Source organism: Gordonia sp. w5E2, from assembly GCF_036540975.1.
In the GTDB taxonomy this organism is placed as follows: domain Bacteria; phylum Actinomycetota; class Actinomycetes; order Mycobacteriales; family Mycobacteriaceae; genus Gordonia; species Gordonia jacobaea.
Genome location: NZ_CP144213.1, coordinates 4,425,808 through 4,449,467, shown reverse-complemented (window position 1 = coordinate 4,449,467; position 23,660 = coordinate 4,425,808). Strand labels below are relative to the sequence as shown.

The window sequence follows — 23,660 nt, the reverse complement described above, 5'->3', positions numbered from 1 at the left end:
CATCGTGATATGGCGATCAATTCGTGGTCGCTACGGAGGGAGAACGCGTGAACCAGCAGAAGTCCGCCGTCGTCGAGAACTCGCCTCAGCAACCATCGCCGCCGGGCTCGCCCGGAGTGCTATATCGGTGGGGCGTTCTGATGGCCCGGCGCAGACGTGCGGTCCTGGCGGTCTGGGGACTGCTGCTGGTGGTGTGCGCGGTGGCCTACCCGCTGCTCGAGAACCGGCTCGGTGCGATGGATTTCGGTGTCGAGGGCTCGGAGTCCACCGAGGTGGATCGCCTGGTTGCCCGGCACTTCCCGCAGTTCGGTACGGAACAGGCGGTCATCGTGCTGCAGTCTGGCGCGGTCACCGCCACCGACGCCGAGTTCCGTGCAGCGGTGGCTCGCACGATCACCGCCGCCACCGCGGTCGAGGGCGTGGTCGACGTCGTCGGCCCCTACGACGGGCTGCCCGGATCTGATCCCAGATCTCGGCCGACGGTCACGTCGCGATCGCGCTCGCCGGCATGGACGGCGACATGGCCGAACGCGCGAAAGTCGCGCGCGACCTGCAAGACGCCATCGCCACCACCGGCGACGATTCCATCGACGTAGGGGTCACCGGGTACTCGGCGGTACAGAACGCGGCCACCGAACTGCAGAACGCCGACCTGGCCCGCGCCGAGGCAATCGGCATCCCGGTCGCGCTGGTCCTGCTCGTCCTCGCCCTCGGCGCCCTGGCCGCAGCGGCGGTCCCGATCGCAGTGGCCATCGCCGGGATGCTGACCGCGGTCGGAGTGTTGTTCACCCTCACTGCTGTGACCGCGTTCGATTCGCTGACCGTGGCCATGGCCACCATGGTGGGCCTCGGCGTCGGTATCGACTACGCGATGTTCATCGTCAGCCGCTTCCGCGAAGAACTCACCCACCACACCGGGCCAGACCATGCCGCGATCAGCGGCGCCGTCGGTCGCTCCCTCGCCACAGCAGGCAAAACGATTCTGGTCTCGGGCTTGGTGGTGATGATCTCGCTGTGCGCGTTGATCATCATCCAGGCACCGATCTTCCGTGGCATCGCCATCGGCGTCGCCACCGCCGTCACCAGTATGCTCACCGTCGCCGTCACCCTGCTACCCGCCCTGCTCGCCGCCTTGGGCCCGGCTGTCAACCGCGGTAGTCTCCCGGCCCGCTGGCGCCCTGCCGACAGCGCCACCGACGCTCCCGGCGTTCTCGGTGGCCGCTGGGCGCGCTGGGCGTATCTCGTCATGCGCCGACCCGTCCTCTTCGGCACCGCGGCCGCAGCGGTGCTGGTCCTCGCCGCGCTGCCGGTATTCGGGATCCGCTACGGCCTCGACATGGGCACCACCGCCCTCGACGACACCCCGACCGGACGCGCCAGCACCGCATTGAACACCAACTTCCCGCCCGGAGCACTCTCCCCGGTCGAGATCATCGCCACCGGCCCCAGCGACACCCCACTCACCGCAGACGCCGAAGCACGGGTCAACCGATTCCTGACCGAGATCGACGGCGACGCCCGCATCGACACCGTCCTGCCCGCCCAGCTCAATGACGGTCGAATGCTCGCGATGGCGATCCCCTCGGTCACCTTCGACTCGATGGCCGCCACCGACCTCGTCCGCGACCTGCGCAACACAGCCGCCGGCGCAGCCGGAGCCGAGATCCGCATCGGCGGCAGCACCGCCGAATTCGTCGATCTCTCCGACGAAATGACCACCAAACTTCCGCTGGTCGTAGCCCTGGTGCTGACCGCCTCGCTGGTCTTCCTCATCGCCGCTTTCCGCAGTATCGCCTTACCCCTCAAGGCCATCGCGATGAACCTGCTCGCCACCGGCGCCGCCCTCGGTATCACCGTCGCGGTGTTCCAGTGGGGTCTGGGCGAGAACGTCCTCGACTTCACCAGCCCCGGATTCGTGCAGGTCTACCTACCCACCGTGGTGTTCGCGCTACTGTTCGGGCTCTCGATGGACTACGAGGTGTTCCTGATTCGTCGCATCCGCGAATACTGGGACGCCAGCGGCGACAACCAGCGCGCCGTCGCGGCCGGGCTCACCCACACCGCACGCCCCATCACCGCGGCCGCCGCGATCATGATCGCCATCTTCGCAAGCTTCCTCACCGCCGACATCCTCGAACTCAAACAACTCGGACTCGCCCTTGCCGTCGCCGTCGCCATCGACGCCGTCCTCATCCGCCTCGTCCTCGTCCCCGCCCTCATGCGCCTGCTCGGCGGCTGGAACTGGTGGCTGCCCGCCCTCAGGTTTCGCCCACCCAACACTCGCGCACCACGGGCCGCCGCTGAGTAGCGCGGCGATCAGACCAGGTTGATTCGTCGCGGACACGGGACCGGCCGCCGGGGCCACACCGCCCTCGGGGGCAACCGTCACGGCCGGTCTGACCTTCGAGTCGAGTCGAAGGTTCAGGGTCGCGGGGTGGTGATGATGCGTATTACCCAGCTGGCGCGGCGGAGCGGTGTCCCTGCCACCAGCTGCGGCTCTACGTCGGATCTGGCCGAGTTCGTGGAGGCCGGACCGTTCCTGGAAGCGTTCCTCGTGTTGATCGTCATCCCACTGACGCTGGCGTGGCTCACCCCAGGTGTACCGCGCGCCGGGACCGGGCAGCGGGTCTCGGCGCGCGGTGAGCACCGGCGATGGCGCCGTTGATGGCTACGGTGCTGATCACCGTGGTGGCCTCGCAGGCGCCAAACTCGGTGACGGCCTGAGCCAGGTCGCGGCGGTGGTGCGGGCCGGAGTGCCCGCGTCGCCGGAAGGTGTGGCTGCGCAGCCCTCATCGCAGCCGCGGGCGCGAGTCATTGGCGGGACCAGATCAGTCCGAGGAGCCCGAGTCCGATGGGCGAATCCGAGCGGTTGGAGCCATGACAGGCTCACCAGCAGCGTGCCGCTGCTCAGTGCTACGGCCGCGATCAGCAGCGGGGCACCACCGCGCAACAGCCCAGGCAGCAGTGCCGCGGTCCCGATGCAAGCCCGCCAGCGGCGTGTCTAGGTCGCAGCAGCCACAACGGCCTCCCCCGCAGCTCGCCGAGCCACCGCTGCCTGGCGCTGGGTTCGGTGTCGATGGGACAGGGCAGCAGGGGGATTCGCTGCGCTCGAGCAGGTCTTCGCGTCCGGCCGCCAGCGCGGCGGCCAGGGTGTCGCCGGACCGCGGTGAGTTCGGCGAGCTCGGCATCGACCTCGGCGAGCTTGACACCCAGTCCCAGCCGCGGTGAACCCGCCGACGGTGAGCGGCTGCCGAGACGTGAGGGCTGTCGAGGGCGTTCATGTCCGGTCACCGTCCGGTACCTGGTCGATGCGGGTGCAGCACGTCAGGGCGGCGGCGTTGTCGGCCGCGAGCAACCGGGCGAGCAGCACCAGTTCGGCCACGCGCGGGTCTCCGACCGTGTACCGCAGCTTCTTGCCGTCACGGCGCGCGACGATGTATCCGCAATCGGCCAGACACGACAGGTGCACCGACACCCGCGGCTGGGAGATGCCGGCGTGGGCGACGCAGTCGGCCGAGGTGCGTTCGCCGGCGAGGATGTATTCCAGCAGCTTCAACCGGGTCGGATCCGACAGGGCGCGAAAGAACTTCGCCGTCGTATCCAGATGTGTGCACGCCAGCTCGTCGCCGGGCACGGCGGTCGTGGACCGGGACATGGGGCACCTCCACACCACTTGAACTATTCGCTTAAGCGCATAGTATGAGCCCTGTAGGTATTCGTCAATGCGAATAGCAGCCGTTGGCTGGCGACGCGGTTGCTCAACCCCTCAGGAGGCAGGCGTGGCCACGACACAATCCCGTCCGGATCTGGCGATCGTCGGGTCCGGTTCGGCGGCGTTCGCCGCCGCTATCGCCGCGGTCGGCCACGGCAGGTCCGTGGTGATGATCGAGCGCGACACCGTCGGTGGCACCTGCGTGAACGTCGGGTGTGTGCCGTCGAAGACGTTGCTGGCCGCCGCGGAGGCCCGCCACGCCGCAGCCGCCGCCGACCGGTTTCCCGGCCTGGGTGCCGCTGCGGTGCCGCTGGATTTTCCGGGCCTGATCGCCGGTAAGGACGCGCTGGTCGCGCAGCTGCGGGCAAACAAGTACATCGAGCTGGCGGGCGAGTACGGGTGGGAGATCGTCTCCGGCACGGCAGTGTTCGACGGCACGAGTGCGGCGCCGGGGTTGCGGGTCGGAGCGAACGACGGCGGGACCCGGGTGATCGAGGCTGGCCATTACCTGATCGCGACCGGTGCGACGCCGTGGATCCCGCCGATCGACGGTCTGGTCGAGGCCGGGTATCTGACCTCGACCACCGCCATGGACCTGAAGCGGCTCCCGGAGTCGCTGATCGTGATCGGCGGCAACACTGTCGGGCTCGAACAAGCCCAGTTGTTCGCCCGCCTCGGCACCCGGGTGACGGTGATCGAGGCCCTGGGGCGGCTGGCGCCGGGCGAGGAACCGGAAATCTCGGCCGCGATCGAGGCTGTCTTCGCCGATGAGCATATCGCCGTGTTGACCGCGGCCACCGTCGAGAAGGTCCTGGCCGGTGGCGGCCACAAGCTGGTGAGCGTGCGCACTCGGGCCAGGGTCAGCGAGCTGCGGGCCGAACACGTGTTGGTCGCGACCGGTCGCCGCCCGAACACCGCGGGGCTGGGCCTGGAGGCGGTCGGGGTCGGTGTCGACGGGCGCGGCGCGGTGATCGTCGATGACCGTCAGCGCACCGACAATGCCCGGATCTGGGCGGCCGGGGACGTGGCCGGGGGCCCGCAGTTCGTGTATGTGGCCGCCGCGCAGGGAACGCTGGTGGCCGACAACGCGTTCGCCGACGCGGATCGGGTCCTGGACTACGCCACAGTGCCGCGGCTGACGTTCACCAGCCCCGCCATCGCCGCCGTGGGGCTCACCGAGGCCGAGGCGGTGACGGCCGGATACCGGTGCCGGTGCCGGACGCTGGCGTTGTCGAGTGTGGCGCGGGCGCTGGTCAATCGCGATACCCGTGGCCTGGCCAAGATCGTCGCCGACGCCGATACCGGCCGGATCTTGGGCGTGCACGCGCTGGCCGAGGGTGCCGGAGACCTGATCACCGCCGCCGGATACGCGATGACCGCGGGTATGACCGTCGACCGGCTCGCCCACAGCTGGGCGCCGTATCTGACCATGGCCGAAGCGTTGAAACTGACCGCCCAGACCTTCACCACCGACGTGACGAAACTGTCCTGCTGCGCAGGCTGACGATCTCCTCCAGGAAAGGCCGAGATGAACGGGCACATGACGATCGGCGTGTTGTCGGCGCGGACCGGGGTGAGGGTGAAGGCGTTGCGTGAATACACCGACCTCGGGCTCATCCACACCCTGGGGCGCAGCGCGGCCGGCTACCGCCTGTACACCGATGACGCACTGTGGTGTGTGCGGTTCATCGGCGAGCTGCGCGGGCTTGGGCTCACCATCGCCGAGATCTGCCAGCTCACCGATGACGCCGTCGATAGTGGAGACGGAGCGGTCGGCGCGCGTCTGGCCGAGCTACTGGAGCGGTCGCGACAGCGGCTGCACCGCCGGATCAGCGACGCCCAGCAGATCCTCGACCGCATCGACGACTTCACCAGCATCCACCGTGCGCGGTGGGCCGCCGACGATGTGTGCTGGACCGAGGTCCGTGCCGATGCCCGACGCGGGCTTGACTCTGCCCCCGGGGGCAGACCCTACCGTCATCGACATCGCACCCGACGCATTCTCGGAAAGGCTGACTCTCATGAGCACCGACTCCATTCCCGCCGACGTTTTCGCCACGATCGCACCAGCCGACCGTGACCGGGCGCTGCTGCGGGCCGCGCTGCGGCTGCTGGCCCACGGAGCGCCGGTCACCGTCACGGAGTTGGCGGCCGCAGCCGGTGTCGACGCCGGAGATCTCGAAGAGACACCGATCGGCGCCGACATCGAATACGACGAGCAGGGCCGGGTCCTCGGGTGGGGATTGACCCTGAATCCGACCCCGCACCGATTCACCGTCGCAGGCCATCAGCTCTACACCTGGTGTGCGCCCGACACGCTCGTCTTCCCCGCCGTGATCGGGGCGAGCGCACACGTCGAATCCGAGTGCCCGGTTACCGTCAGCGCCGTGCGATTGACCGTCGATCCAGTCACGGGAGTCACCGACCTGCAACCGGCCGCCGCGATGGTGGCCTTCGTCGACCCCGCCGGGATCCGGGGCGGGCAGGTCCGCGCCACCTGCTGCAATCCGCAGATGTTCCTGGCCACTCCCGACGCCGCCGAGCAGTGGCGATCCGAGCATCCTGGGATGACCGTGCTACCGGTCGCCGACGCCTACACCCAGCTCGCACGCCCACTGGCCGAGGCGCTCATCGACCCGGCCGGCGAGGCGCCGTGCTGCTGACTCAGAACAGGGTGTCGCGCACCCACAAGGGCCGGTACCCGGTCGGGCCGAGCTGGGCGAGTTCGGCGTCGATATCGGTCTTGAACGCGCCGAAGAAGACCTCCGATCACACCAAGAGGTCAAGCCGCGATCTCGAAGGACGCGTCCTGAGCGGGCCCGAACGCCTTGATCGGGTCGTAGTGCTGACCGGTTTGCAAGCAGTAGTGGAGCTGCCCGAGCAAGCGGTCGAAGAGGTGCCGAAGCGCAGCGGCGTGCCGATCGCCGCGGTCGCGTCCTCGGCGTTAATGGTCTTGGGGTGCGCCGGCTTTCGCCATCGCGGCGAACGCCCAAAGGAATCCTGCAGCGTTGAGTCGGTTGTTCTTCACCACGCGGCGGGTAATCGAGATGCTGCGCCCGGAGGCCCGCGTGATCAGCACAGAACCGGCGTAGGTCCTTCAGCGAACGGGCGTCGGTGAACCGCTCGCGGTCGTCGCCGATCTCGCCGAGCACCCGAGCGCCGGAGAGGTCAGCCAGGCCAGGAAAACTGGTGATCACCGCGTAGTCGGGGTACTGCTGGAATGCCTCGGTAGTGGCCTCGGTGAGCTGATCCACGGCGGCGCATTCAGCATCGACGCCACCCAGCAGCGCGAGGGCCTGGCGGCCGAAGGCATCCGCTGATCTACAGATCGAGAGTCAGGGTGGCGGTGCGCGCTCGAGATACGCACGGGTAGATGACTCCGGTGACGAGCGCTACTGACACGAGTGACGAATCCCCAGGTCGCCAACTGACATCCAAATGACGGATCTCAGGCCACGTGTTGCATCTGATGCAATATGCAGGGGCTTACTTGACATAAGATACGTTATCGGCGAATTGCTTTGCACTGCAATATGTTTCGTCACCAGTGACGAAAGTGTGCCGGAATCACGGGATCGAACGCATCGACGTGGTGCAACCGGTCGAGTTCGACGGGGCACGGTCGCTTTAGGGCGTTGGTGGGTCGACGGACACTTTCAACTTCAACGTACGTCTACTGAATGGGACCCGGCCTCCCTCAAGGTGTTCCAACGCCAAGGCGTTAAGTTCGTACCGCTCGAGTGAACCCACCGCTTCGATCTGGCCATGTCCGGCGGTTGCTTTCATCGTCACGATCTGCTCCGCATCGCCGCTCACGACTATGCCCGGACTGCGGGTGGCAAACAGATATTGGCGGCTGCTGCGCAGCGAACGTAGACGATCGACGAGGTACTCCTCGATCCACGGGGCGTGCAGCGCATCCTCTGGTTGATCGACGAGCACCGGTGTGTCACCGTCGGCGAGCAAAATGACCAGGATGGCCGTGCATCGCTGGCCATGAGCGAGTTGTTCGATCGCCGTGTAGGTTTGGTCGCCGGGCTTCTTGAACTTGATGGTGAGGACATCGGGACGGTCGATGGCCTGCAGATTCAGTAGGTCCTCCCACAAATTGCGTTCGTCGATGTTCGTGAGCAGCTTGGCGAGACTCGCCATGTCGATTCCATGATCGATATCTACGAGTTCGGCGAGGTTATGCGACCACATTGAGCGGACGAACCTCAGCGGATGCGTCCGAAGCGCGAGTTCATTCAGGAAGTCCTCCCTGACCCGTGAGCCCACCTTGATCAGGTCGAGCGCACGGCGAAACTCAGACTGGTCCCCTTGGTTGGGAACGTCGAGCTTGACGAAGCCAGCCGCCTTCGCGTTGAGGTCTATGACCCGCGCCCGGCGCATGTCCCGCCGTGTGCGTCGCGCAGCGTGAAGGGCGTCGGTGAGGTCATGTCTTTCCTGCTCCAGTCGAGCCAGATCGGGCCGAGCGCGATGTTCAAGCGCGGCCCTGGCAGCCTGGAGTTGAGTGAGTTTGGACTGCAACTGTTCGAGGCTCGCGCGCAAAGCCGTAAGAGATGCTTCCGGATCAATCTTGTCGAGTTCTTCATCGAGGCGGATCTTGAACTCGTCGAACCGCGTTCTCCACTGACCCTCAATGCGCGCCATGGCCTTCGCAGCCTCGGCGATCGCTTCGAGAATCTGCGTGCGTCCCGTGTCGAGGCGTTCGCGTAGAAGTGCCAGCACGGCATTGGCTTCGAGGAACAAGCCAGCGTTCTCGCCCACTGACTCGTGCAATTCGGCTTCGGGCAGATTGAACGCGGGCGCGTCGAGGTCGGCGAGGTCGTTCCGTGTGCCGTGCAAGCTGGTCTGCTCTGCGGTCCACCCCGACTGCTCCTTCACCGTCTCGGTTTTGAACAGTTCCTCGAGTTGGCGAACTTGTTCGCCAAGTTCCGCCCCGCCAGCGGTCTCGGATTCTAATCGCTGGACGCGTTGCCGAGCCGCGATCAGTTTTCCGGCGTTGACCCGCAGGCCCCCGATCGCGGCTTCGATGGAGGCGTTGACCGCCTCCAGGTCGATCGACGCGTCAACCAGGGCCATGCGACCAACCGGCTCTCGGGAGTACTCGAGGATCTCTCCTTGCGAGAACGCCGCGATCGGGCAGATGAGGGCGGGGTCGTCGTTGATTTCAGCCCAGTCGCTTCCGGTCTGTTGCAGGACGCGGGCAGCTGGCGATCCGCCGGCGTTGTACGTCCGCTCCATCCGGTATCGCACGCCGTCGCCGGCGACATGCACGACGACCGTGCTGTTGTTCATCAGCGCCTTGTCCATCCGCGAGTCGATCTCGGTTCGAATGTGAGGAAAAGCGATGGCGTCGACCTGCTGGCTCAGAACGAATCGAATCGCCTCCAGTACCAAAGACTTGCCCGCCCCCGTGCCGCCAAGAAGGCAATTTAAGTCTGGCGAGAAGCGGATGCGTTCGCCGCCGAGGAATCCACCCAGGAACTCAATGTCTTCGATGCGGGTGTAGGTGGTCGGAGCTGGCTGCTGCAGCAAGACGCGCAACTGCGGGTCGGCGAGCGCGTGGCGGAGTCCAATCAGATCCGGGCGGCTGGCCTTTATCCAGGTGCGGCGCGCACCGATTCCGGACAGCGCATGATGGCTTTCGTCCTTGTCCCAGGTGTCCGATCCGCGGACGAAGGCCATGTTTCGTTGCTCGCCGAGTTTGTTACGGACGTCGTCTGCGGTGTCGAGATGAACGATCTCAACGGCGCAGACGTCGTCGTGCAGCAAGATCTCCCTGACGTGAGCCGGAACCGTCAACCGCATCAGCCCTTTGTCCTTCTCGATGTGGGCAGGTATGGCCAACCCACCGGAGGCTGCGATCTTCGTCGCGGCGTCGGCGAAGCCAGCGTTGGCGCTGATGTCCAATTTGCCGCGGTCTGCTTGGCCGATGTTGAGCTTCACCAGGACCTCTTCGATCAGCGCCGGGTCAGTTCCTTGCTCCCAGATGGCGAGCAGATGGCCCTCGTTGGTGCTGATCTCGACCCCGGGCAGGACGACGAGTGGAGTGCCGACCGCTGCGTCGGCGATGTGACTACACCAGGAGACCGTGTTGTGGTCTGTGATGGCGATAGCGTCAAGGCCGGCGGCAAGCGCGGCCTCGACAATGTCTCCGGGCGTGCCGTAATGCTCGTCCTTGGCGTCGCTAGAACCGGGCGTGTGAACGTGCAGATCAACTGCCCAGAAGCGCGCTGCAGCAGTCATTGATCGACAACCCTCCGATCGCCTGAGAAAACATGGGGCAGGCTGACACGCAGTCGGCTAACGCTGCGAAACCTCGATCGACGATACAGAGACTGCCAGTCCGCATCGAGCCGTTTGCGTTCTGTCGGCCCCGGTCATAGGTCAGAAGGAAAGTGAGGCGCACATCCCTGACTTCGGCGAGCCCGGCCCCTCAGAGATCTGGCAGATCGGTGTCGCGATGACACATCTGACCCGTCACACCACCACCCCTGACGAGTGCTACTACCTGATCTGGGACGGCTGTCCCGACGTCGAGACTCTCTGCGAGCGGATCGGTGCCACCAGAATCGACCTCACCGACGAGGCAGGCGTGGCAAGCATCGCCAGCGGCGCACATAATCTCCGGGTGTGGCGGAACTGCCCAGTAGGCTAGTCAGGAGGGCTACTGAAGGGGGCGACATGAGTCCGTCGGAGAGCGATAGTACCGACTCCTCGAAGAAAGTTCAGGCGGCTACCGCGCGGATCGCCGCCCAGGCTGTTCCGAGAATCGATTTGACCCCCTCCACGATCAGCGCGATCAACAAGGCTGCAGCTCTATCACCCGTCTACTACCGTGCCCGGCCAGAGTCGTTGGAAGCGCTGCGCAGCGTTCTCAGCGCCATCACGGGGTGCTGCTGAACCGTCGCAGGCGCGGTCAGTTGAGCACCTGCGTCAGGCCCCCCTCATAGGCAACCGCGCCACGCAACGCAAGGCACATAGCGGTGCGTGGCGGAAACCAAATGAAGAAGTGTCACCACCAAGACCCCTCACTCTGTCACCTATGGCCTGATGCAGAACTGTCACCGATGTCTTGCGAGATGACACTCTGTGCATGTTCGACCACTGGCCCCGACACCCGAACACTGCGCGTGTTCGACCCGCCGAAGCCCGTTGTTGTCGACATCGCGATCGCGGCCCCCTCGTGCGGCCGCTCCTATGCGGCCGGCGGGGGAGTGTCACTGCGAGTCCGCGCATTCGGAGCCCGGATCGAGCCGACCATGCCCGCACTGCTATTAGCGTGGCTCCAAACCTCAAACGGCCTCTGGCGCGGGATATGTCAGATGCCAGTCGAGAGCGCCAACCGCGTCTCCTCGGCCACCATCACCATGTGGGTGCCGCCCGAAGCACTGCAACCGCGAGAGGGCCCAGCACCGCAATGACTGACAACAATGACACGGGGGCAGGCCCCACCAACCGCGTCGCACCCAAACGCGGCCGCGTCGAGTTGCCTGACCTGACGCTCATCGTGCGTCCGGCCGGCCAACCCGCCGGCATCCGCACCTACACCGCCAACGAGCTCGACGAAGCCCAGGCGTACGCCGATCAGACCGGGGGACAGGCCGACCGGCTCCAATAGTCACAAACAGCTTCTCCGCTGCGCTGCGCTGCCGCCCTCCCCGCGGTCGGTTGCCACATGAGCGGAGTGGTGACGTTTGAGCGAGAGGAGGGGCTCAGAAAGCCGTCCATGTGTGTCCCCTGAGCCCTGTCGAGTCGTACCAGACCAATAGGGTGTTCCATCATGTTGACGGCGTGGGCAGACGAGAGCGGGTCGCGCCCGGACATGGACCCCGGCGCGTACCTGATGTCCGCAGCCCTCTGCGACGAAGACGACGTCGACACCCTCCGCGCAGCTATGGAAGCGCTGCGCTTGGCCGAGCCGAAGGTGCACTGGCACGGCAGCAGCGAGCAACGACGAACCGAACTCGTCACCGCGATCGCCGAACTACCCCTGACAGGGTTCGTCGTCGTGCACGTCGACAAGGAATCCTCGGATCGCTGGCACCGATGCAAATGCATGGAGTTCCTACTGCCGCACCTGGCCGACATGCCTTGCGCCACGATCACGCTGGAATCCCGAGGCCAACAGGACGCAAGCGACATGGACATGCTGCAAAAGCTCCGCGCCCGACAAGCCGTCGCCCCGACTCTGCGAATTGACCACGCTATCGGCCGTCACGAACCGGCGCTGTGGGTTGCCGACATCGTGTGCGGTGCCGTGGTGCAACAGCGGTGCGGCCGCGGGGACTATCTCGACATACTCGGCGCCGGTGTCGAAATACACACCATCGGCCCCTAAAAGACCGCGAGCCACAGGCCTCGTCGTCCGGCGAGTAATCCTGTGGCTCACTTCCAAACCCACCGCAATGGGCTGGCTGCGGCTCCGATTGTAGCCTCACTACGCGGCTACACGCCACCCACTAGCCCGAGGCGCGCATGACATCGCGGCGCAGCGTTGCGGCCAGGTCGGTGTTGCTTGTGTGCTCGGCTGCGGTGGTGAGGATGCGCGCGATCCGGGTCAACAGTGCCGGTGGGGCCGGCACTGGTCCGCTACCTGAGGTGTCGGTCCGGATGAGTCCGGCGACGTGAGTGCCATTCCTATTGGGGCGGTTACATCCCGGATGCTTCGCCGCCGCAGCCCGCGCGCCACGGTGCCGAAACTGTCGACGCGAGCGATGCAGCATCATCGTGCAAAACAAGACTATCCGGATCGCTGGTCACGGATAACCCAGCCGCCTCATGGCTTCCGGATGGGGACCTACTGGCCTTCCCGCAAGCCAGTAGGTCGCCTTATCTGTTGTCGACAACCGATGAGGTAACGCCTGACGGTATGTGCCGGTGCTACCAGGCCCTGTAGCGGTTGGAGCCGAGAGGACGGCACGGTGGTTAACGGCGGCGCCAGGCACGGGTCCGGTTGACAAACGTGCCGGTTGCAACTACTGCAGCAATGCTTGCGCCCACTTGCGTACAACAGGGACAAGGGGGGTCAGGCCGCGGCTGCGGGAAACGTGTCCTTGGGTGTCTGTGTTCGTCGGTCGCTAGCGGACTCAGGTTCGCCCGGCCCTAGACTAGGCGTGGTCCGTACCGACGGGCAGGGTGACCAGACCCCGCAAAGGTCGGACGCGCCGACCACGACGACACGCACGGCTCGAATGTCAGTCGACGGTGTACTGGACCAGAAGAACCAGGCGTCGCGGCCATCCATCGAGAACCGGGTGTCCATACTTGTCCAGCTTCTTGGAGGGACGCGTCTTGGACGATGTGACCGAGCTCGAGTTGGCAGGTCCCCGATAACCGGTCCAGTCAGTTCTAGAGCCAGTTCCTAACTTGCAGTTGATCAGTCGATCTCGCAGCCCACGGGGTGATGCCGGTGGGTGCATCCGGCACTGTACTCGGCCGGGGTCTGGTAGCCCAGTGCCGAGTGGCGGTGCCGATGGTTGTGGTCGTCTTTGAAGTCGGCGATGACTACACGGGCCTCGAGCAACGTCGGCCAGCAGTTGCGGTTGAGGCATGATGCGCCCTGGGTTTCCCGGAGGCTCGGGTTATGGGATTCCGACCCGGTGTTGGTCGGCCCGTGACTGATCGTAGATGATGGTTTCGAACTCGACGGGTGGGATGTTGCCGAGATAGCCGTGGAGGCGTTCGGTGTTGTGCCAGTGCACCCAGCCCAGGGTCGCCAGTTCGACGTCGTCGACCGTTTTCCATGGACCGGTGCGGGCGGGTCCGTAAATTAATTCCGCTTTGTAGTAGCCGTTCACCGTCTCGGCCAGAGCGTTATCGTAACTGTCTCCCACGGTCCCGATCGAGGGTGTCGCCCCGATCTCGGCGAGACGTTCCCCGTAACGCACGGAGGTGAATTGCGCGCCCGCATCAGAGTGACACCGTAAGCCCGGCAACATGTTTCCCCGATTCCATCGGGCCATCCCGATCGCATCGAGGACCATCGCAGTCCTCATATGCGAGGCCACTCGCCACCCCACGATCATCCGCGAGTAGGCGTCGATGATAAAACACACGTACGCCACGCCCGACCACGTCGGGACATAGGTCAGATCGGTGACCCACAGTTGATTCGGTGTAGTCGCGGTGAACTCCCGTTTGACCAGATCCGGGTGGCGCGGCATCGAGGAATCGGGGCGGGTCGTGCGGACCCGCCGGCCGCGCCGCGCGCCTTCGATTCCGAGTGCGTGCATCAGTCGAACAACCTGGTCACGACCGATATCGTGTCCAGCGCGACGCGCAGCTTTCCATAGCTTGCGAGCACCGTAGACCCGGTAGTTGTCTTCCCACAGCTGTCGTAGCGCAGGGGCGAGGACAGCGTCACGTTGCGACCGCGCCGAGGGGCGGCGGCTCTTGATGTCGTAGTAGGTACTCGGGGCCATCCGCACACCTGCGCTGCGCAGGACGGCGAGGATGGGCTCAACCCCGAATTCTGCCCGCTGATCATCGATGAACGTGACTACTTCTTGTGTTGGCGGTCGAGCTCCGCCCCGAAGAAAGACGCTGCTCGTTTCAGTATCTCGTTGGCTCGCTTGAGCTCTCGGACTTCTTGTTCGAGCTCTTTGACCCTGGTGGCCTCTGTGGTGGTGACACCGGGGGTGTGTCCGTCATCGATATCGGCCTGGCGCACCCAGGAGCGGACCGATTCCACTCCGTAGCCCAGTTGATGAGCTACCCGTGAGACGGTGCCCTGCTCGGTGCCCAGTTCGGCCCGCAAACTACGGACCATGCGGACCGCGGCAGCCTTCTCTTCTGAGCTGTACCGACGGCTGGTCGGCTTCTTCCCTGACGGCGATCCTGTGGCCATACCTGCATCCTCGTTTCCAAGGTCAGGAGTCTCCAAGATTCCCAGGCGTGTCAGCATTCGTCGCGCAGCCGGTTGTTGAACGACTCGATAAACCCGTTGTTCCACGGTGTGCCGGGCGGAATGTAGGAGATCCCCACCGACCCTGCACAGAACGCTCGGAGGGCCTCTGAAATGAACTCGGGGCCGTTGTCCATACGCAGCACCATCGGCGGGCCACCCCAGATCGCGAAAACCTTCTCAAGCTCCTCGATCAACCGCTCCGCGGTGATCGAGCGATCGACGATGTTCAGCAACGACATCCGGGTGTGTTCATCGACCATCGAGGCGATCTTGATCTTGTGTCCATCGACGGTGGAGTCGAACTGAAAGTCCAATGCCCACACCACTTTCGGCGCATCAGCGACCACGACCGGCACCGACGACTGGCCCGCCCGCTTGCGGCGAGGCGCCCGGCGTACCTGCAGCCCTTCCTCCTTCCACAACCGGTGCACCTTCTTCTTGTTGACGGTGTCGCCCTCGTCGAAACGCAACCACGCCCACGCCCGACGGAACCCATGACGAGGGTTCTTGCGGGCATAGGTCCGTAGCTGCTCACGCAGGCCAGCGTCGGAATCTGCAGGTGTCTGAGCTTGCGGCAGCTGCCGATAGGCGGAGCGGGCGAGCCCAACAACCCTGCACGCCTTACGTTCTGACATGTTCATGCGAGCTTTGAGCATGTCTATGGCGGCGCGTTTGGCAGTTGGGCTCAGAATTTTCCCCGCGCAATCTCCCGCAGCGCGTCCTTCTCCAACTCGGCGTCGGCGAGCAGTCGCTTGAGCCGACTGTTCTGATCGCGCAACTCTTTGAGTTCCTTGGCGGCGTCGCCGTCCATGCCGCCGTACTGGCGGCGCCAGTTGTACAACGTCGCGGCCGACACCTCGAGGTCGGCGGCGATCTCCTCACCGGTCTTACCTTCCGCGGCCAACTCATCAGCTCGGCGCAGCTTGCGCACGATGTCCTCGGCCGAGTGACGCTTACGTCCCGCCATGATTCCTATCGTCCCTTCGCGCCCTCATCAGGGCAATCAAGACTCTAGAACCAACCGGACCGGTTCACGGGGGACACGCCAAAAGGCGCAGCTGCGCAAAAGTATTCGTGGGGTATCGGATCGCGGGTGGTGCGTAATGGACCAGGAGTTCAATGACCGTCTCTGCGCTTATGCGGTGCCGGTCTATGACAGGTCGCCGCGACCGATAGCAGCTCTAAATCTATCGATCATGCACACATCGACACCCCACAACGACTCCGAAACAGAGCTGATCACAGCGATGACCAATACGGCTTCGCGAATCGAGGCCGACCTCCGACTGCGCCTGGGCGCAACCGATCGAATCCAGACCCACTGAGAACAGAACCGTGACAGAAGGCCGGTGGTTGTATGTCTGTGCACTCGACGGGCGTTGCGCCGGGCGTCCCATTGAGCTGCGTTGAAGGGTGAGCCCGCCGATCATGCCGAATCCGAACAACCGAACCAGGCTGTCGTACGCCTTGATCGTCGAGGCGGCAATCGAGATTGCCGACGCCGGCGGACTGGACGCGTTGACGATGCGTTCGCTTGCCGACGAGTTAGGAGTTGGCGCCATGTCGCTCTACCGATACGTCGACGACAAGGGCATGCTCATCCAAGCAATGACGCTCGAGATCACGCGCAGACATCCCTATCCAAGAATTTCCGAAACGCCATGGTATCAACGAGTTCTGACGGCCGTGGAAATAGACTGGGCTCTCTACAACCGTCATCAGTGGCTCGTGCTGGCCCTAGCGTCGCCCCGCACCGCAGCATCTCCAGAGTCGGAGCAAAGCCTGGCTTGGTTAGCGAGTGCCTTCGTCGAAGCAGGGACTACACCGCCGGTAGCACGCGCGACATCGGCGACAGTGTGGAATCTGGTTGCCGGTACCGCACTCACAGTAGTGGCGGAGAATCTCGTCGAATCACCAGATTGCCGACACCGGATACGCCAGGAGCGCTGGGACTCGGCTCGCGAACTGCTCGATATAGGAATCGAAATCATCTGCGTGGGCGCCAAGGCGCCGCATCAATCAGGCGTGCGTCTGATTGATATAGGGCCTACCAATCCTCGCAGGGCCGGGTCCGAATTCCCCTTCAACACCCACGAACTGCTCAACCTGACATAATCGCTATTATCGGCTAAACATATGGCTAGTTTCTGGCCAGTCTAGCGGCTAGGCTGAATGCATGACGACAGTGCCTTTCGGCGAAGCCAAGGATGGCACGTTTGTCCGCCATCAGTGCCCGGTCGCTGGCTGGGTTCAGAGGAGTTGATGGAAGATGTCGAGGGCGACGCTCCATTCGGCGGTCCCGGGGTTCTTGCGGTCCGGCTCGACCGTGACGAAGGTATGCGCCAGCGCCACGCTCAGGCCTCCGGCGATCAGCGGCAGTCGTTGCTCGGTCTCCTCGGAGAGAGCCACGTCCAAGGATGGCCGGGCCGCCAGTTGGTCGAGCAGAGGTTGTAGTTCGATCTCCTCGTCCAGCTTCTCGAACCGGTGGATGCTCTCCTGCAGCCCCTTGGTGATCGGCAGGTCCCACGGTTCGATCACGTCCCGCAGGTTTGCCTTTGCCGAGGCCTTGCCGATCAGGATCAGGTCGTAGATCTTGTCGTCGATGAAATCCGTATAGCGCTTGAGGTCGTTCCGGTCGACCTGTAGTCCGGCCGCTGCCCGGAAGAACCGCTGGAATTTGACGGTGCCCATCACTGGCATGTCGTCAGCTCCTTTCGAAGTATTCATGGATTTGGCGTACCGCCATCGCTCCTTCACCGACTGCGGATGCGACCCGTTTCACCGAGCCGCTGCGGACGTCGCCCGCCGCGAACAGGCCGGACCGGCTGGTTTCGAGCGTCCTGGACAGCCCGGCGCTGATCGGCCGGTTGCCGTCTCCTCGGGCGTGGACCGCGTCCATGCCGGTGAGGACGAAGCCGTGGTCGTCGAGTGCGATCGTGTCGGCCAGCCACCCGGTGTGCGGCGTCGCCCCGATGAAGACGAACAGGGCGTGCACCCGGATCGTGTCCTGGTCGCCCGTGCGATTGTCCTCGACCACAATCTCTTCGAGGTGCTTGTCGCCGTGGACCTGACGAATCTCGGTGTTCCGGTGCACGGTCACCCGCGGATGCCGTTCGATCTGGTCGACCAGGTATCGGGACATGCTCTTTCCGAGGTCGTGGCCGCGGATGAGGAGGTGAACGTGGGAGACATGGTCTGCGAGGAAGACGGTGGCCTGGCCGGCGGAGTTTCCGCCGCCGACGATGGCTACAGGGTCGGTGCCGCACAGCCGCGCTTCCTGATGGGTTGCGGCGTAATACACGCTTCTCCCCTCCAGTGCCTCGATTCCCGGAACCTCCAACTTGCGATATCGCGCCCCGGTGGCGAGCACGACCGCCCGGGCGCGGATCTCGCCGCCGTCCGCCAGCCGGAGCACATGGTGCCCGCCCTCGGATCCCAAACCGGTCACCTCCGCCGACACGAGAAGGCGGGTACCGAATTTCCCGGCCTGGATTAGGGCGCGCTCGGCCAATTCGGCGCCGGAGATCCCCGCCGGGAAGCCCAGGTAGTTCTCGATCCGGGAGGAGGTGCTAGCCTGCCCACCTGCAGCGATCGACTCCAGTGTCACCGTGTTCAACCCGTCGGATGAGCCGTACACGGACGCGGCCAGACCCGCCGGTCCGGCACCTACGACGACGAGGTCGCACACGTCCTGGGCTGCGTCCGGGACCGAGTCTGGGACCGGGAGCCCGACGATGCGGGCGAGTTCGGCGTTCGTCGGATTGCGCAGCACTTTCTCGCCGTGCCAGATCACGACGGGAGTGTCCTCGGGGGCGACACCCAGGCTTTGCAGCAGCTGCTCCGCCCGTTCGTCTTGCTCCAGATCGATCCACCTGTGGGGCAGCCGGTTTCGTATGGCGAATTCGCGAAGCCGCAACGTGTCCGGGGAATAGCAGGAGCCGATGATCCGGAACCCCGCGCCGAGCCCGATCAGCAGGTGCCGGCGGATCAGGTAGGCGCGCAGGATCAGATCGCTGAGCACGAGGTCGTGGGCGACGAGCTCGCGCACCCGCTCGGCCGGGACGACGAGGACCTCGCCGTTCTCGATCGCTTCGGCGGTGAAGAACGCCACCTGGCCTTCCAGCAGTCCGAGCTCGCCCAGGAATCGGCCCGGACCGTGCACGCGCAGTATCCGGCGTTCGCCGTCCTCGGCGCCCTCGTCGATGACCGCGACCTTGCCGGTGAGGATGACGAAGAAGTCGTTGCTGGGCGCGCCCGCTCGGATCAGCACCTCGCCGGCGTGAACCGATCGACGCGTGCCACCGACCTCGAGCGTCGTGATCTGGTCGTCCGTCAGCCGCGGGAATGCTCCGACTGTATCCGGGGTCTCGTCGTCGACGAGCTGACCGTCGCCGAGGCGTGGGGCGTCCTCAGACGAAGTTCTGGTCGACATAACACCAGCGCCAATCTTCACCGGGTTCCATCGACTGGACGATCGGATGGCCGATGGTGTGAGCGTGTGCGCTCGCGTGCTTGCCCGGCGAGGAGTCGCAGCAACCGACGTGTCCGCACGTCAGGCACAGCCTCAGATGTACCCACGGGGTGCCGAGGCGAAGACATTCCTCGCAACCCTGTGGAGTGCGGGGCACCACGGCCCGGATCGCGGTCACGTGCGGGTCGGCATGGACCGAGGTCATGGCTTCGCCTTCTTGCCTGCATTTTCCGAGAGCGCCTGATCGAGCCACGTGCGCAGCTGGGGTACCGGAGCTGCGCCCGCCTGACGAGCGAGTACCTCACCTCGGTCCATCACCAGCAGAGTCGGTACGGCGCGGACGGTGAACCGTTCGGCCGTCTGGGGCGCAGCGTCCACGTCGACCTTGACCAGCTTGATCTGACCTGCGCGTTCTGTGGCGAGCTGCGCGAGCGCGGGGCTGACCATGCGGCACGGAGCGCACCACGTCGCCCAGAGGTCAACGAGTACAGGCACCGAGGATTTCTCGGCGACCTCCGCGAAGTCGCCGTCCCCTGCCGAGGCGATCCAGGGCAGCGGCTCGTGGCAGTTCCCGCAGCGGGGTCTCCCGTCCCCGGCCGCCGGCACCTTGTTGACCTTGCCGCAGTGTGGGCACTTCACCTTGTCGGATCCCATGACGACACCTCTTCTCAGGCCGCGATGGCGGGTTCCGTATATGCGACGGCGAGCTCGCCGCCGTCCACCGTGACACTGATGGTGCCGCCCGGTTCGATTTCGCCGCGCAACAGCGCACGACCTATCCTGGTTTCGACCTCATGGGCGATATACCGCCGCAGCGGCCGCGCACCGTAGACCGGGTCGAAACCGTGTTCGGCGATGAGCCGGCGTGCTTCCGGCGTGATATCCAGGTGTATCTGGCGCTCCGACAACCTGTTCCGAAGATCGGCGAGCTGCAGCTCGACGATGTGCTCGATCTGGGGCAGCGTGAGCGGGGTGAACAACACGATGTCGTCGACCCGGTTGAGGAACTCGGGACGGAAGTGCCCGCGCAGTTCCGCCAGCACCCGCTCCCGGGCGTCCGGCTTGATCTCGCCGTCGGCTGTGACTCCCTCGAGGAGATGCTGGGATCCGATGTTGGAGGTCATGATGATCACCGTGTTCCGGAAATCGACTTGCCTGCCTTGAGAATCGGTGATCCGGCCGTCATCGAGCACCTGCAGCAGGGTATTGAAGACGTCGGCGTGGGCCTTCTCGATCTCGTCGAAGAGCACCACGGAGTACGGCTTGCGGCGCACCGCCTCGGTGAGCTGGCCACCCTCGTCGTACCCGATGTACCCGGGGGGTGCACCGATGAGCCTACTCACCGTGTGCCGCTCCTGGTACTCGCTCATGTCCAGGCGCACCATGTTGTCTTCGCTGTCGAAGAGGGCACTGGCCAGCGTCTTTGCGAGCTCGGTCTTCCCCACACCTGTCGGGCCCAGGAAGATGAACGAACCGATCGGCCGGCGCGGATCACGGATACCGGACCTCGCCCGGATGACCGCGTCTGCGACCAGTTGCACAGCCTCGTCCTGACCGATGACTCTCTCGTGCAGGATTTCGTCGAGTTTCAACAGCTTTTCCCGCTCTCCTTCCTGTAGCCGGGCGACCGGGATGCCCGTCCATGCGGCCACGATTTCTGCGATCTCGTCTTCGGTGACCACCTCACGCAGCAACGGATTGCGGCCTTGCCTGGTGGCCAATTGCTCCTCCGCCGCCTCGAGCCTGCGTTCGAGTTCGGTGATCTCGCCGTAGCGCAGCTCGGCGGCCCGATTGAGGTCGTAATTGCGTTCGGCCTCCTCGGCCTCGTGGCGCAATCGTTCCAGCTCCCCCCGTAGCTCCTGCACCCGACGGATCGCTTGGCGCTCCGCCTCCCACTGCGCGTGCCGGGCGTCGGCCTCGGCCCGCAGATCGGCCAGCTCCTTACGCAACTCTTCGAGACGCGCCTTGCTGGCCGCGTCCGTTTCCTTGGACAGCGCGGCCTCCTCGATCTCCAGCCGGGTCACCTTCCGGGTGAGCTCGTCGAGTTCGGCGGGCATCGAATCGATTTCGGTGCGTAGCCGCGCACACGCCTCGTCTACCAGATCGATCGCCTTGTCCGGAAGGAAACGGTCGGTGATGTACCGGTGCGAGAGGGTCACGGCGGCCACCAGTGCGCCGTCCTGAATCTTCACGCCGTGAAACACCTCGAGGCGTTCTCGAAGTCCGCGCAGAATCGAGATCGCATCCTCGATGCCGGGCTCGTCGACGAGAACGGTCTGGAAGCGTCGCTCCAGTGCCGCATCGGATTCGATGTGCTTGCGATACTCGTCGAGGGTGGTGGCACCGATCATGTGCAGTTCGCCGCGGGCGAGCATCGGCTTGAGCATGTTGCCGGCGTCGAGAGACCCCTCGCCGCCGACCGATCCCGCGCCGACCACTGTGTGTAACTCGTCGACGAACAACAGGATGCGCCCCTCGGCCGCCTTCACCTCGGACAGCACCGCCTGCAGTCGCTCCTCGAACTCGCCGCGGTACTTCGCGCCGGCCACCAGGGAACCCATGTCGAGCGAGAAGATCGTCTTGTCGCGTAGGCCCTCGGGCACGTCGCCGCGGACGATCCGCTGGGCGAGGCCCTCGACGATCGCGGTCTTGCCGACGCCGGGGTCGCCGATCAGCACCGGATTGTTCTTCGTCTTCCGGCTCAGGATCTGCGTTACCCTGCGGATCTCGGCATCGCGGCCGATGACCGGATCGAGTTTGCCTGCCCGCCCCTCGGAGACGAGGTCGCGTCCGTACTTCTCGAGCGCCTCGTACGCACCCTCCGGGGTGGCCGAGGTGACGCGCTGATTGCCGCGCACTGTGGTCAAGGCGGTGAGGAAGGCCTCTCGTGTGACCCCATGACTGGTGAGAACCCGTCCGGCCGCACTGGTCGACCCCTCCTCGGAGAGAGCCATCACGAGATGCTCCACCGACACGTAGGAATCCTTGAGTCGCTTCGCCTCCCGTTCCGCGGCGTCGAGCAGCTTGGCCAGGCGTTGGGTGATCATCACCTGACCGGGCGTCGCGCCGGGGCCGCTGACCTTCGGCCTGCGCGAGAGTTCACGTTCCAGATCGGATCGCAGGGCGTCGACGTTCGCGCCGGCCTGCTCGAGCAGTCGGGGTACCAGCCCGTCCTGCTGATCGACCAACGCGAGCAGCAGGTGCTCTCCGTCGACCTCTGTGTGGCCCATTCTGGTCGCCAGGTTCTGGGCTTCCTGCAGGGCTTCTCGTGACTTTTCAGTCAGGCTGCCGGTGTCCATGGGGGTGTCTTCCTTCCGTGGGACGCTGCTTCGAGTTTCTCGATTCGATCCAGCAGATCGAGCACGAGCCCGATTGCCGAGTAGTTCAGGCCTAGACCCGTCCGTAACCGTTGGATGCGGGCAGCGTGGGCCACTGCTGACGGTTCGAACAATATTTCGCCGCCGGGGTCGCGGTGGGCGTCGAGCAGGCCGAGAGCCACAAGCTTTCGTGCCAGGTCGGGGTGCAGCCCGGTACGTTCGGCGAAGACATCCAGCGACATTCCGGTACGGCGAACCAATATGTACTGGGTGACCGGGGTCGGGGTGCTCATGGCTGTTTCCTCGGATCGAAGTTCGATTCGGTGGCCAACTGTTCGAACAGCTCGCGTTCGCGTGCTGTCGGTTTCGGCGGCACCATCACCTTGATTTCGGCGTAGAGGTTGCCGTTGGCGCCCCGCGGATTGGGCATTCCTTCTCCGCGCAGGCGCAGCTTCCTACCTGTCGACGAGCCCGGTACGACTTTGACTTTCGCCTCGCCACCCGGGGTGGGAACGGCGACCGTCGCGCCGAGGGCTGCTTCCCAGGGGGAGACGGGCAGGTCGACGTAGATGTCCCGGCCCTGGACGCGGAACCGGGGATGCGGTTTGATCCGGACCACGAGGTACAGATCCCCGGGCGGCGCGTCGCCGTTGCCCCGGCCTCCTTGCCCGGCCAGCCGGATTCGCTGGCCGTCCAGGACACCGGCCGGAATGTTGACGTCGTATCGCCGGCCGTCCAGTCTGAGAGTGCGTTTGCCGCCCCGGTACGCCTCTTCCAGGGGCAGTTCCAGTTCCGCTTCCTGATCGGCGCCGGGAATCGGCCCGTACCCGCCACCGCCGCCGAACATCTGTCCGAAGAGGTCCTCGAAGTCGACGCCGCCCTCGCCACCGACACCGTGACCGAAGTGCACCCTTCTGCCCCCGCCCCCACCGCCGTACCCCCCACCGCCGTACCCGCCGCCGCCGAACCCGCCGCCGTACCCACCGGCGCTTGCCCGGACCCGTTCGTCGTAGTCCTCGGGCACACGCCGGAAGTCGTCACCGAATCGGTCGTAGCGTTTCCGGGTGTCCGGGTCGGATAACACATGGTAGGCCTCATTGATCTCTTTGAACTTGTCTTCCGCAGTGGGGTCTTTGTTGATGTCGGGGTGATATTTGCGGGCAAGTCGGCGGTAGGCCTGCTGGATTTCGTCGGTGTCGGCGCTGCGCGGGACCCCGAGCGCTTCGTAGTAGTCACGCGCCATGG

Annotated in this window: 25 protein-coding genes and 1 other annotated feature; of the genes, 11 read left to right on the top strand and 14 right to left on the bottom strand. The window is 65.1% G+C overall.

Going from position 1 to position 23,660, the window contains the following annotated elements; all coding sequences use genetic code 11:
- Positions 1–47: 47 nt before the first annotated feature.
- From RND64_RS20125 to RND64_RS20115, 3 genes are all read left to right on the top strand, one after another.
- Positions 48–596: a hypothetical protein gene (locus tag RND64_RS20125; protein ID WP_005179572.1), complete on the top strand. Its 549-nt coding sequence runs from the start codon at positions 48–50 to the stop codon at positions 594–596.
- Positions 521–2,308, top strand: a complete 1,788-nt coding sequence (locus RND64_RS20120; protein WP_235434486.1) for an MMPL family transporter — start codon at positions 521–523, stop codon at positions 2,306–2,308. Before RND64_RS20125 ends, RND64_RS20120 begins: the two co-directional genes overlap by 76 nt.
- A gap of 135 nt (positions 2,309–2,443) precedes the next feature.
- On the top strand, positions 2,444–2,665 hold the full coding sequence (locus RND64_RS20115) for a hypothetical protein (protein WP_005179582.1): 222 nt from the start codon (positions 2,444–2,446) through the stop codon (positions 2,663–2,665).
- A gap of 612 nt (positions 2,666–3,277) precedes the next feature.
- Here the strand turns inward: RND64_RS20115 and RND64_RS20110 are convergent.
- Positions 3,278–3,655 (bottom strand): ArsR/SmtB family transcription factor, encoded by a 378-nt coding sequence (locus tag RND64_RS20110; RefSeq protein WP_005179587.1) that lies wholly within the window; start codon positions 3,653–3,655, stop codon positions 3,278–3,280.
- Positions 3,656–3,779: 124 nt separating this feature from the next.
- On the opposite strand from RND64_RS20110, the gene merA reads away from it, so the two are divergent.
- Genes merA through merB form a run of 3 tightly spaced genes read left to right on the top strand, consistent with a single transcriptional unit; the run spans position 3,780 to position 6,375 of the window.
- Complete coding sequence (gene merA, locus RND64_RS20105) at positions 3,780–5,216, top strand: mercury(II) reductase (RefSeq protein ID WP_005179588.1); 1,437 nt, start codon at positions 3,780–3,782, stop codon at positions 5,214–5,216.
- A gap of 24 nt (positions 5,217–5,240) precedes the next feature.
- Positions 5,241–5,792, top strand: coding sequence for a MerR family transcriptional regulator (locus tag RND64_RS20100; protein ID WP_005179589.1), 552 nt, complete (start codon positions 5,241–5,243; stop codon positions 5,790–5,792).
- Positions 5,734–6,375 carry an organomercurial lyase MerB gene (gene merB / locus RND64_RS20095; protein ID WP_005179592.1) on the top strand — a complete coding sequence of 214 codons (642 nt, stop codon included), beginning with the start codon at positions 5,734–5,736 and terminating at the stop codon, positions 6,373–6,375. The genes RND64_RS20100 and merB overlap by 59 nt, the downstream gene beginning before the upstream one ends.
- A 964-nt stretch (positions 6,376–7,339) precedes the next feature.
- Here merB and RND64_RS20085 read toward each other — a convergent pair.
- Entirely contained in the window at positions 7,340–9,964 is a 2,625-nt protein-coding gene (locus RND64_RS20085; RefSeq protein ID WP_005179594.1) for an AAA family ATPase, read from the bottom strand.
- A 217-nt stretch (positions 9,965–10,181) separates the two neighbouring features.
- Here RND64_RS20085 and RND64_RS20080 point away from each other — a divergent pair, with 217 nt between their 5' ends.
- The 3 genes from RND64_RS20080 (at position 10,182) to RND64_RS20070 (ending at position 12,059) form a co-directional block, all read left to right on the top strand.
- Positions 10,182–10,376 (top strand): hypothetical protein, encoded by a 195-nt coding sequence (locus tag RND64_RS20080; protein ID WP_005179596.1) that lies wholly within the window; start codon positions 10,182–10,184, stop codon positions 10,374–10,376.
- A 762-nt stretch (positions 10,377–11,138) separates the two neighbouring features.
- The gene (locus RND64_RS20075) at positions 11,139–11,339 is read left to right on the top strand and encodes a hypothetical protein (RefSeq protein ID WP_040519378.1); all 201 of its coding nucleotides are present in this window, start codon (positions 11,139–11,141) and stop codon (positions 11,337–11,339) included.
- A gap of 162 nt (positions 11,340–11,501) precedes the next feature.
- A complete protein-coding gene (locus RND64_RS20070; protein ID WP_005179606.1) occupies positions 11,502–12,059 on the top strand; it encodes a hypothetical protein in 558 nt (185 codons plus the stop codon).
- Positions 12,060–12,180: 121 nt separating this feature from the next.
- Here RND64_RS20070 and RND64_RS20065 read toward each other — a convergent pair whose 3' ends face one another.
- The 5 genes from RND64_RS20065 to RND64_RS20050 form a co-directional block, all read right to left on the bottom strand.
- A complete protein-coding gene (locus tag RND64_RS20065) occupies positions 12,181–12,303 on the bottom strand; it encodes a hypothetical protein (protein ID WP_265416843.1) in 123 nt (40 codons plus the stop codon).
- 794 nt (positions 12,304–13,097) lie between these two features.
- Complete coding sequence (locus RND64_RS23180; protein WP_227923718.1) at positions 13,098–13,343, bottom strand: integrase core domain-containing protein; 246 nt, start codon at positions 13,341–13,343, stop codon at positions 13,098–13,100.
- Positions 13,303–14,567, bottom strand: a protein-coding gene (locus tag RND64_RS20060; RefSeq protein ID WP_227918568.1) for an IS3 family transposase whose coding sequence is annotated in 2 segments (ribosomal slippage) — positions 13,303–14,261 and positions 14,261–14,567 — 1,266 coding nt in all. Because the reading frame shifts where the segments join, the coding sequence is not laid out codon by codon here. The genes RND64_RS23180 and RND64_RS20060 overlap by 41 nt, the downstream gene beginning before the upstream one ends.
- Positions 14,134–14,265 (bottom strand) — a sequence feature (AL1L pseudoknot). (Overlaps the previous gene by 132 nt.)
- Positions 14,568–14,617: 50 nt before the next feature.
- On the bottom strand, positions 14,618–15,316 hold the full coding sequence (locus RND64_RS20055) for a DDE-type integrase/transposase/recombinase (protein ID WP_235434488.1): 699 nt from the start codon (positions 15,314–15,316) through the stop codon (positions 14,618–14,620).
- Entirely contained in the window at positions 15,313–15,594 is a 282-nt protein-coding gene (locus RND64_RS20050; RefSeq protein WP_005180712.1) for a transposase, read from the bottom strand. Before RND64_RS20050 ends, RND64_RS20055 begins: the two co-directional genes overlap by 4 nt.
- On the opposite strand from RND64_RS20050, the gene RND64_RS20045 reads away from it, so the two are divergent.
- Together RND64_RS20045 and RND64_RS20040 are read left to right on the top strand one after the other, a co-directional pair.
- Entirely contained in the window at positions 15,593–15,952 is a 360-nt protein-coding gene (locus RND64_RS20045) for an IclR family transcriptional regulator domain-containing protein (RefSeq protein WP_083444496.1), read from the top strand. The two genes, RND64_RS20050 and RND64_RS20045, sit on opposite strands and share 2 nt — an antisense overlap.
- Before the next feature lie 103 nt (positions 15,953–16,055).
- Positions 16,056–16,742, top strand: coding sequence for a TetR/AcrR family transcriptional regulator (locus tag RND64_RS20040; RefSeq protein WP_053117551.1), 687 nt, complete (start codon positions 16,056–16,058; stop codon positions 16,740–16,742).
- Positions 16,743–16,877: 135 nt separating this feature from the next.
- On the opposite strand, the gene RND64_RS20035 is transcribed toward RND64_RS20040, so the two are convergent.
- From RND64_RS20035 to RND64_RS20005, 7 genes are read right to left on the bottom strand one after another with little or no spacing between them, the layout of a single operon-like run.
- Complete coding sequence (locus RND64_RS20035) at positions 16,878–17,318, bottom strand: DUF1931 family protein (protein ID WP_174320862.1); 441 nt, start codon at positions 17,316–17,318, stop codon at positions 16,878–16,880.
- Between the two features lie 13 nt (positions 17,319–17,331).
- Positions 17,332–19,059, bottom strand: a complete 1,728-nt coding sequence (locus RND64_RS20030) for an FAD-dependent oxidoreductase (RefSeq protein WP_005180062.1) — start codon at positions 19,057–19,059, stop codon at positions 17,332–17,334.
- Complete coding sequence (locus tag RND64_RS20025) at positions 19,037–19,303, bottom strand: UBP-type zinc finger domain-containing protein (protein ID WP_005180064.1); 267 nt, start codon at positions 19,301–19,303, stop codon at positions 19,037–19,039. The genes RND64_RS20030 and RND64_RS20025 overlap by 23 nt, the downstream gene beginning before the upstream one ends.
- Entirely contained in the window at positions 19,300–19,752 is a 453-nt protein-coding gene (gene trxA, locus RND64_RS20020; RefSeq protein ID WP_049701016.1) for a thioredoxin, read from the bottom strand. The genes RND64_RS20025 and trxA overlap by 4 nt, the downstream gene beginning before the upstream one ends.
- 14 nt (positions 19,753–19,766) lie before the next feature.
- On the bottom strand, positions 19,767–22,397 hold the full coding sequence (gene clpB / locus RND64_RS20015) for an ATP-dependent chaperone ClpB (protein WP_005180068.1): 2,631 nt from the start codon (positions 22,395–22,397) through the stop codon (positions 19,767–19,769).
- Complete coding sequence (locus tag RND64_RS20010; protein WP_005180070.1) at positions 22,379–22,708, bottom strand: chaperone modulator CbpM; 330 nt, start codon at positions 22,706–22,708, stop codon at positions 22,379–22,381. Before RND64_RS20010 ends, clpB begins: the two co-directional genes overlap by 19 nt.
- Entirely contained in the window at positions 22,705–23,658 is a 954-nt protein-coding gene (locus tag RND64_RS20005) for a DnaJ C-terminal domain-containing protein (protein ID WP_005180074.1), read from the bottom strand. Before RND64_RS20005 ends, RND64_RS20010 begins: the two co-directional genes overlap by 4 nt.
- Between the last annotated feature and the right edge of the window lie 2 nt (positions 23,659–23,660).